Genomic DNA, 8,794 nt, shown 5'->3' with positions numbered 1-8,794 from the left:
TTCGTTAATTTCTAGTAATACGGTACGGTTAAGCCGCACAAAAGTTTGAAAGGTGATAGGCCTTTTGAGATTTTGCAGGCTTGTCTTTCCCAACCTGTCGTGTAAACAACGCGGCTGTTTGCTACAGTTCAGGCCGAAAAACAATCCCTGTTTTTCAGACGGCCTTTTCCTTTTTCTTTTCTTAATGAATAAACGGTTAAATCAATCCGTCAATCTTGCTGACATTTCCGATAAAAACGAATCAAGCCGTTTGTCGAGCTGTCATGCGTTAAGCCATGGGCTTGGTTGAGCTCGGGCTCGATTTTTTTTGCTAGCACTTTGCCGTATTCCACGCCCCATTGGTCGAATGGGTTGATGCCCCAAATCACGCCTTCAGCGAAGGTGCGGTGTTCGTAGGCGGCCATCAGCATGCCTAAGTTAAACGGGGTCAGGCGGTCAATCAGGAAGCTGTTGCTCGGGCGGTTGCCGGGGAATTCTTTGTGCGGGGCAAGGGATTCGCGTCCGGCTTTGGGCAGGTCGGCCAATTCGGCACGGGCTTCTTCCAAGGTTTTGCCTTTCATCAGCGCTTCGGCTTGGGCAAAGGCGTTGGCCACGGTGAAGCGGTGTTGGCGGCCGACTTGGTGCGGCGTGGTCATCGGCACGATGAAATCTACCGGAATCAGGCGCGTTCCTTGGTGCAGCAATTGGAAATAGGCGTGTTGGCAGTTGACACCTTCTTCGCCGAACACGATGCCGCCGGTTTTGTGGCTGACTCTTTCGCCGTCAACTGTGCGACTTTTGCCGCAGCTTTCCATGTCCAATTGGTTGAGCCAGCTGGTGAAGCGGCGCATGTTGTGGCTGTAAGGCACGGTGGTATGCCCTTCTGAACCGTAAAAATTGTTGTACCAAATGTGCAGCAAGGCCATCAATACGGGAATGTTGCGGCGCAGCGGTGTATTGAAAAAGTGTTCGTCCATGGCGTGTGCGCCGCTTAAAAACTCACGGAAGCGCGTTTCTCCCACGGCTACCATCAACGGCAGACCGATGGTTGACCATACGGAATAGCGGCCGCCGACCCAGTCGAACATGGCAAACACGCATTCGGCCGGAATGCCGAAATTTTCTGCTGCGGCGACATCGCTGGAAATGGCGCTGAAGTGGCGGGCGATACCGGATTCGGGCAAGCCGGCGGCTTTATACCAATTGCGTGCGGCGTGGGCATTGAGCAGGGTTTCGGGTGTGGCGAAGGATTTGCTGGCAATGCTGAAGACGGTTGTTTCAGGATTGAGCTTTTCCAGTTTTTGCGCGATGTCGGCGTCGTCGGAATTACTGATGAAATGTACGCGCACGTTTTTACGGTAGTCATATAGCGATTGCGCACACATCTGCGGGCCTAAGTCGGAGCCGCCGATGCCGATGTGGACGAAATCAGTGATGCGTTGGCCGGTGATGCCGGTGCGGTCGCCGCTGATAATGCGCTCGGCAAAGGCTAGGGCGCGGTTGAGTTCGCGGTGGAGCTTGGGGATGATGTTTTCGCCGTCCACCATAATCGGCGCGGCGTTTTCGGACGACCTCAAAGCAGTGTGCAAGGCGGCGCGCTGTTCGCTGGTGTTGATTTTGTCGCCGCGCCGCATGGCTTCCATAGCTTCGGGCAGCTTGGCGGCTTCAGCCAGCTGACATAAAAGAACAATGGTTTCTTCGTTGATGCGGTTTTTACTGTAATCGAATAACAAGCCGTGTAAGGTTTCGTGCATGTTGTCAAAACGATCCACGTCTTCAGCAAATTGGTCACGCATGTGGATGGCGGCCGTGGCTTTTTGATGCTCGGCAAGCTGTTGCCACATTTCGGAGAACGTCATAATTTATCCTTCGGTTGAATAACGGCAGGGGCAAATCAACTCAAATTCCAGTCAGGCAGGAAAAAGTGATTTATCTGGCTCATTGGATGGCCGTCTAAAAATAGAATCATCCATATTAACAAATCATACGCCGGTATTGTTGCAAAATTGTGATAATCAGATTCATTTTGATGAAACCAGTTAACAACCTTATCAAAATGCGATGATTGTGCGCATATGGCGATTTGTAGTGTAACAAAATTTTAAAAGGCGGGTAACTTGGTCTTTTAAAAAGCAAAAATATTGAAATAACATGTGTAAAAACAGTGTTTTTGCTTGATTCCCATCAAAGCTTTGTTAAAGAGTGTGATGACATCGGTGTCTGCTGTGTTATTCTGCGTAATATTACTGAAATAACTCAGGTTCGGAAATCGCAAGATGGCTACAATTTACGATGTCGCCGCTCGGGCGGGAGTGTCGCCGAAGACGGTCAGCCGGGTGATTAACGGTGATGCGCCGGTCAGCGGCAAAACGCGTGCCAAAGTCGAAACAGCCATTGCAGCCTTGGGTTACATCCCTTCATCGGCGGCCAGAGTCATGCGCTCCAGCCGTTCGGGGATGGTCGGTTTGATTACCGGTGCGATTTCGCGGGTCGGTGAAGTGGACTGCATTCACGGTTTGCCTGATGTCTTTTTGATGAAAGGTATTCAGCAAAGTATCCGGGCGCAAGGCAAAACCCTAATGATTGCCGACATTGACAACCGAGCCGGCATCGAGCCTTTAATCCGCGCCTTTATGGCGCACCGCGCCGAAGGCATTTTGTATGTGGCGCAATACCATCAGGAAGTGGTATTGCCCGATGTCGGCCACGCGTGTCCGATTGTGTTGGTAAATTGTTTCGACGTGATCGGTACCCCGTCAGTTTTGCCTGATGATGAGCAGGGACAATATGATTTGGTGCGCCAAATCATCCGCCACGGCCACCGCCGTATTGCTTACGTCACCTTGCAGCCGGGTATCGAAGCCACGCCTTTGCGTGTGGCAGGCTATCGTCGCGCGTTGGCCGATGCCGGTATCGTGTTTGATGCCGATTTGGTACAGACGGGGTATGCCGATTTTAATTACGACAGTGCGGCTTTGGTGGTGGCGGTTGTGAAATTATTGGTCTTACAGCGGCCACCGACTGTGATTTGCTGCGGCAATGACGAAATGGCGGTCAGGGTGTACGGCATTTTGCGCACACGCGGTTTGCGTGTGCCCGAGCAGATTTCGGTGGCCGGATACGACAACCACAGCGCGATTGCCGAAACACTGTTCCCGCCGTTGACCAGCACCGAATTGCCGTATTTGCGCATGGGTGCGCTGGCGGCGGAAATGTTGTTTTCAGAAGAAGACAGAAAAAACGGCCGAGTGTTGAGAGTCGCAGGGGAAACGATTTGGCGCCGGTCGGTCACGACATTAAAATAAATTAAATTTGAATACCAGCAGGCGGCAGGTTAGAAGGCCGTTTGAAAAAAATTGTTGCAATCACACGAATCAAGCCTGAGTGGGCAGGCAGGGCAACAAAATAAAGCAGTACCCAGGCGTTCGCTGCTTTCTGAGAAAATTTTTTGTTTCAGTATATTTTAATTAGTCAGGAGTAGACTCCAATGAAGATATCCCCGCAAGTGGCGATGACCTTTCGTCAGATTATGCTGATGAACTTCGGTTTCTTCGGTATTCAATACAGCTTCGGTTTGCAGCAGACCGCGATCAACCCGATTTTCAGTTTTCTTAATGCCGACCCCGGCCAATTGCCGATTCTCAATATGGCCGGCCCGATTACCGGCTTGCTGGTGCAGCCGATTATCGGTGCTATGTCTGACCGAACATGGATTCCGGGCTTGGGTCGCCGCCGTCCGTATTTTCTGATTGGAGCAATCGGTTGTAGTTTGTGTCTGTTTATTTATCCGCATGTGACCGCGCTGTGGGTGGCTGTGTTGCTGTTGTGGCTGTTGGATATTTCCAACAATACCGCGATGGAACCGTTCCGCGCCTTTATCGCCGATACCGTGCCGGAGCACCAACAAGCCAGCGGCTTTTTGATGCAGTCTGTGTTTACCGGTTTGGGCATTACCTTGGCCAACGTGTCGCTATATATTTTCCAGCAAATCGGTTGGTTGCAGCAGACTTCTGAAGCCGGTATTCCTTACTGGGTATTCGGTTCGTTCTATATCGGTGCCGTCTGCTCCATCGGTTCGGTTTTGGTGACGGTTCTTTCTACGTCCGAACACGAGGCTTCTGCCGAAGAAATGGCTGCGCTGAAAGCGAAAAAAGAACAGTCTGCTATTGGTGAAATCTTTATTGCGATTAAAGAAATGCCGTTTGCTTTATGGCAATTGGCTTTGGTTTACCTGTTCCAGTGGTATGCCTTGTTTATCTACTGGCAATACATTTCTCATAGTATCGTGCAATCGGTGTGGAACGCGACTTCCGCCGACAAAGCCGCTTATGAACAAGCCGTGGCGTGGACAGGTTTGGTCAACGGTTTTTACAACATCGTGACCTTCATCTCTGCTTTCGGTCTGATGTGGATGGCGAAAAAATACGCTGCCAAATACGTGCATGCTTTTGCCGTGACACTGGCTGCCTTGGCCTTGCTGGCGATTCCGCACATCGGCAATAAATATCTGATGTTCGCGCCGATGATTGGTTTCGGTATCGGTTGGGCGTCGATGATGGGTGTGCCGTTTATGATTGTGGTGCACTCGATTCCGAAAGAGCGTTATGGCGTGTACATGGGTATTGTGAACATGATGATTGTGATTCCAATGCTGATCGAAACCGTGACTTTTGGTTGGCTTTACGACATTTTCTTGGACTCGAATCCGGCTAACGCCATGACTTTTGCCGGGGTGTTTTTGGCAATTGCTGCCTTCCTGACCTTGCTGATTAAAACCAGCAACAAACCTGCCGGGGCGGAAAACAATGCGGTTTAACCCTTTGCTGTAAACCATAAGGCCGTCTGAAACATTTCAGACGGCCTTGCCTTATATTAAATCCACTTCAAACACACCGCGCAAAGCATTACTCAAGCAGATGGTTTCGGCGCGTTGCAGCATGGCGCGCGTGATATGGCTTTCACACACCTGATCTGCGTGTAAATAACGCGGCGGATTGTCTAAGATTTCTTGGCGCATCACGCCATTGAGAATATCCAAATCTAAGGCGGGGGTGTGCCATGTGCCATTGATTTTGACAAATACATTGCTGCGGCCGCCTTCGAGCAGCAGGCCGTCTGAATTGAACAGCAGGCTGTCGAATGCGCCGTGTCGGACTGCAGTTTGCCACGCATCATCGAAATGTTCGCGGCGGGTGGTTTTGAAGCGGCGAACGATATCGCGGACCGGTAAGGTTTCATCGCTGATGATCGCAGCCTGTCGGCTGTTGAGTTCAGGTAAGGGTGAATGGGTCAATGTCAGTTTCCCGCCGTTATCGGGAAGCAGGGTGATTTTCAAACGTTGGGGTTCAGACGGTATTTGCGTCAAATAATCGCGGATTTGTGCGGCAGCGTCTGCGGGCAAAGGCAGATTCAAAGCGTACGCGGCAGCGTTCAGACGGCCTAAGTGCCGCGCCAATAAAGCACATTGGTTTTGCTCGATACGCAGCGTTTCAAAAATGCCGAAATCCGGCCGAAAATCAGTAAGAAAACGCGCTTTCCAGCCGCATTCTGCCCATTCCGCTCCAGCTTGGCTGTCGATGACAATGCCAGATCCGACACCGTATTCAGCGTGGAAATCAGCAGCAAATTGGTCGTTTTCAGACGGCCTAAGTGCCAGTGTGCGGATAACCACGTTGAACACGCCCTCGAAGCCCAAGCCGCTTTCGCAAGGATTGAGAAAACCGATGCTGCCGGTGTATAAGCCGCGCGGTGTGGTTTCGAGACGGTCGATGATGTGCATACTCATGCGTTTGGGCGCACCGGTAATCGAGCCGCAAGGGAAGGCGGCGCGGAAAATATCGGCGGCGCGGGTGTGTGGTCGGGCTTGTGCTTCAATCGCGCTGGTCATCTGCCACACGCTGCCGAACTGCGATACCTTAAACGGCTCGGGCACACGCACAGAACCGGTTTGCGCGATTTTGCCCAAATCGTTGCGCAACAAATCGACAATCATGATGTTTTCGGCACGGTTTTTCGGGTCGTTGTGCAAACCGGCGGCACGTTGCGAATCAAGGCCGTCATTCAAGATCGGCGCAGTGCCTTTCATCGGTTCGGTGGTGATGAGGCCGTTTGAACCGATTTTGAGAAAAAGCTCGGGTGAAAAGCACAAAGTCCAAGTATCGAGGCCGTCTGAATCAGGTAGGTGGCACAAGGCAGCATAAGGCACGGGTTGGCGCAGGCGGCGGTATAAATCAACCGGGTTGCCGTAGGTATCGAAATGCAGGCGGGTAGTGTAGTTGATCTGATAAGTGTCGCCGCGACGGATGGCTTCGTGAATCTCGGCTACGGTATGGAGATAATCGGCTTCGGCGACATTGTTGAGCGGTGTGCTGATGCCGCAAAACAGGCCGTCTGAATGCCTGTCGAGCCATGTTTCGGGGTCAGTCGCGCCGCAGCGGGCAAACCAATGCACGGCCAAGAAACCGCTTTTTTCTGCAGGCAGGCTCATCAGCGGCAAGCCGAAAGCGTAGTCTGCACACAACAGGGCAAACCAGCCGTTTTGCCAACCCTGCTGCAAAACCGCATCCAGCGCGTCAAGCTCGTGAGCGCTTAAGAAGCTGCTTTGTTGATAATTTTGATAATATTTTGCCTGGCCGGAAACGGCATCGTCGAGAAGTGCGAAAAAAGACATAATAAAAACAAATAAGTGAATAGATTATACAACAAATTTACATAAATTAGCAGAAAAGAGCCTATGCATCATAAATTTGTAAGATTATGTAGTCCGTAAATGCGGAAAAGCGTTAGAATAAGCATAAGAGGAAATCATACCACTAAAAAACTTTTTCCATGATAGGAGTTAAGATGACAGAAAAACAACTGCAACCTTTTGAAGAAGTGAAAACCGACAAAATGGAAAAACAGCTGGAAGTATTTGAAAAATCCGTTTTGGAGTACGAAGGCCAAGTCGTTTCGGAAGATTCCAATTCCGCACCGTTGCCGGCAAGCTATCCTTACCGCCAACGCATGCGCCGTGCCGTGTATGAACGCGAAAAGAAAAAGCTGCAAATCGAATTGCTGAAAGTGCAAAGCTGGGTCAAAGAATCCGGCCAACGCATTGTGTGCCTGTTTGAAGGACGCGATGCAGCCGGCAAGGGCGGCACCATCAAACGCTTTATGGAACACTTAAACCCGCGCGGCGCACGCGTGGTTGCCTTGGAAAAACCAACCAGCACCGAGCGCGGGCAATGGTATTTCCAACGCTACATTACCAACCTGCCGACTGCCGGCGAAATGGTTTTCTTCGACCGCTCATGGTACAACCGTGCCGGTGTCGAGCGTGTAATGGGTTTCTGCAAGCCGAACGAATACATGCTGTTTATGCGCCAAGCACCTGAATTCGAGCGCATGCTGGTGGCCAGCGGCACCTATCTGTTTAAATTCTGGTTTTCCGTGAGTCGAGAAGAGCAGTTGCGCCGCTTTATCTCCCGCCGTGATGATCCGTTGAAACATTGGAAACTGTCTCCGGTGGATATCCAATCGCTCGACCGTTGGGACGATTATACCGAAGCCAAAGATGCCATGTTCTTCCACACCCACACCGGTGATGCGCCATGGACAATTATCCGCTCCGACGACAAAAAGCGCGCGCGTCTGAACTGCATCCGCCATTTCCTGCACAGCTTGGACTATCCGGGCAAAGACGAAAAAGCCATCGGTAAAGTCGATGACAAAATCATCTTGTCGCCTAATGTGCGTTACCAACAACAACACATGGAAATCGGTCACGATTAATCTGCACTGAAGTTGATGATTCAATGCCGTCTGAGACCGGATTTAGGATTTCAGACGGCCTTTTTATTCATTATGTTATGAGAAAAGTGAGCCAAATCACCAGGAGAAGATTATGTTTCACAGAACCTGGCAAACGGCTTATAAAGACATTGAGATTATGATGCATAACTCATGGAATTTTTGGGCACGATGGTGGAAGAAATTTTTATCAGCGGGCAGCAAGTGCATTATCTGAAGAAAAATTTTTGTCTTCCTAGAAAACGCATATTGGGCTAGCCAAAGATATTGAAATCAATAGTACACAAATTAGCGTAAAGGTCGGCAACAGCCCAAACGGCATGGGCGTGGCTTGTCAGATTGTAATCAATGGCGAATATTATGATGGGAATAAAAAAATCTTATTTGCCGAATAGGGATGGGCCGTCTTAAAAATACAGAAATGTTTTTCAGACAGCCTTTGGTTTGTAAACAGGAAATTTTTAACAGGACGGAAACCTGCCTCCCATCCGTTTGGCAGGACGGGGTTAGGGGAAGAGTGCTGTGAATAGGCTGTTTTCTTTAAAAATTGCTGCTCCATAAAAACAAGGCCCAGGCCTTTGCAAAACGCGTAAATTTTCAGAAACCTGCAATCCGTCATTCCCGCCTACGCGGGAATGACGGGCATAGATTTTTTGGCTCAAGTTGAGTTTTGGGAAAGTGTCAGGTCGGCTAAAAAACATTTAGAGGCTGAAGCAGATTAGCAGTCGTGTCAGACGGTAAAAAAGAATATAACCAATTGCAAATTAACAAAGAATGTCCAAAGAAAACTCCTCCGGTTTTTCGTACCGGAAGCCACCGCCCGTGCAGCCGCTGATATTTATTGGGCTATGTTGTCCTACCGCCGCCCGTGCAGCCGCTGATATTTATTGGGCTATGTTGTCCTACCGCAAAACCCGCCAAGCGGCTGCCTGTCATTTGGCGCAGGCAGCCGGCGGGGTTTTCAGAGGCCCCACCGGGCCGGACGGAGGTTGTTTCGGCGGTCGGCGTAAAGGCAAACGCGGAC

The 8,794-nt window shown here is 50.4% G+C and carries 5 protein-coding genes and 2 pseudogenes; 5 read left to right on the top strand and 2 right to left on the bottom strand.

The genetic code is table 11. The annotated features are described in order from the left end of the window. Positions 1-18: 18 nt before the first annotated feature. Positions 19-105: pseudogene (locus C7N83_RS17115) on the top strand (IS481 family transposase); the annotation flags it as partial. 104 nt (positions 106-209) lie between these two features. Here C7N83_RS17115 and pgi read toward each other — a convergent pair. Then, positions 210-1,838 carry a glucose-6-phosphate isomerase gene (gene pgi / locus C7N83_RS11750; RefSeq protein ID WP_106742845.1) on the bottom strand — a complete coding sequence of 543 codons (1,629 nt, stop codon included), beginning with the start codon at positions 1,836-1,838 and terminating at the stop codon, positions 210-212. Between the two features lie 417 nt (positions 1,839-2,255). Here pgi and C7N83_RS11745 point away from each other — a divergent pair, with 417 nt between their 5' ends. Beyond that, entirely contained in the window at positions 2,256-3,284 is a 1,029-nt protein-coding gene (locus tag C7N83_RS11745; protein WP_106742844.1) for a LacI family DNA-binding transcriptional regulator, read from the top strand. 182 nt (positions 3,285-3,466) lie between these two features. Beyond that, positions 3,467-4,795: an MFS transporter gene (locus C7N83_RS11740; RefSeq protein WP_106742842.1), complete on the top strand. Its 1,329-nt coding sequence runs from the start codon at positions 3,467-3,469 to the stop codon at positions 4,793-4,795. 51 nt (positions 4,796-4,846) lie between these two features. Here the strand turns inward: C7N83_RS11740 and C7N83_RS11735 are convergent, their stop codons facing one another. Beyond that, positions 4,847-6,649: a bifunctional chorismate-binding protein/class IV aminotransferase gene (locus tag C7N83_RS11735; protein ID WP_106742841.1), complete on the bottom strand. Its 1,803-nt coding sequence runs from the start codon at positions 6,647-6,649 to the stop codon at positions 4,847-4,849. A gap of 173 nt (positions 6,650-6,822) precedes the next feature. On the opposite strand from C7N83_RS11735, the gene ppk2 reads away from it, so the two are divergent. Both ppk2 and C7N83_RS14330 read left to right on the top strand, forming a co-directional pair. Beyond that, the gene (gene ppk2 / locus C7N83_RS11730) at positions 6,823-7,752 is read left to right on the top strand and encodes a polyphosphate kinase 2 (RefSeq protein ID WP_106742839.1); all 930 of its coding nucleotides are present in this window, start codon (positions 6,823-6,825) and stop codon (positions 7,750-7,752) included. 767 nt (positions 7,753-8,519) lie between these two features. Then, a pseudogene (locus C7N83_RS14330) lies at positions 8,520-8,794 on the top strand (hypothetical protein); the annotation flags it as partial.

It is taken from the genome of Neisseria iguanae (assembly GCF_003013245.1).
In the GTDB taxonomy this organism is placed as follows: Bacteria; Pseudomonadota; Gammaproteobacteria; order Burkholderiales; family Neisseriaceae; genus Neisseria; species Neisseria iguanae.
The sequence above is the reverse complement of the archived record's forward strand: the minus strand, read 5'-3'. Positions and strand labels throughout refer to the sequence as shown.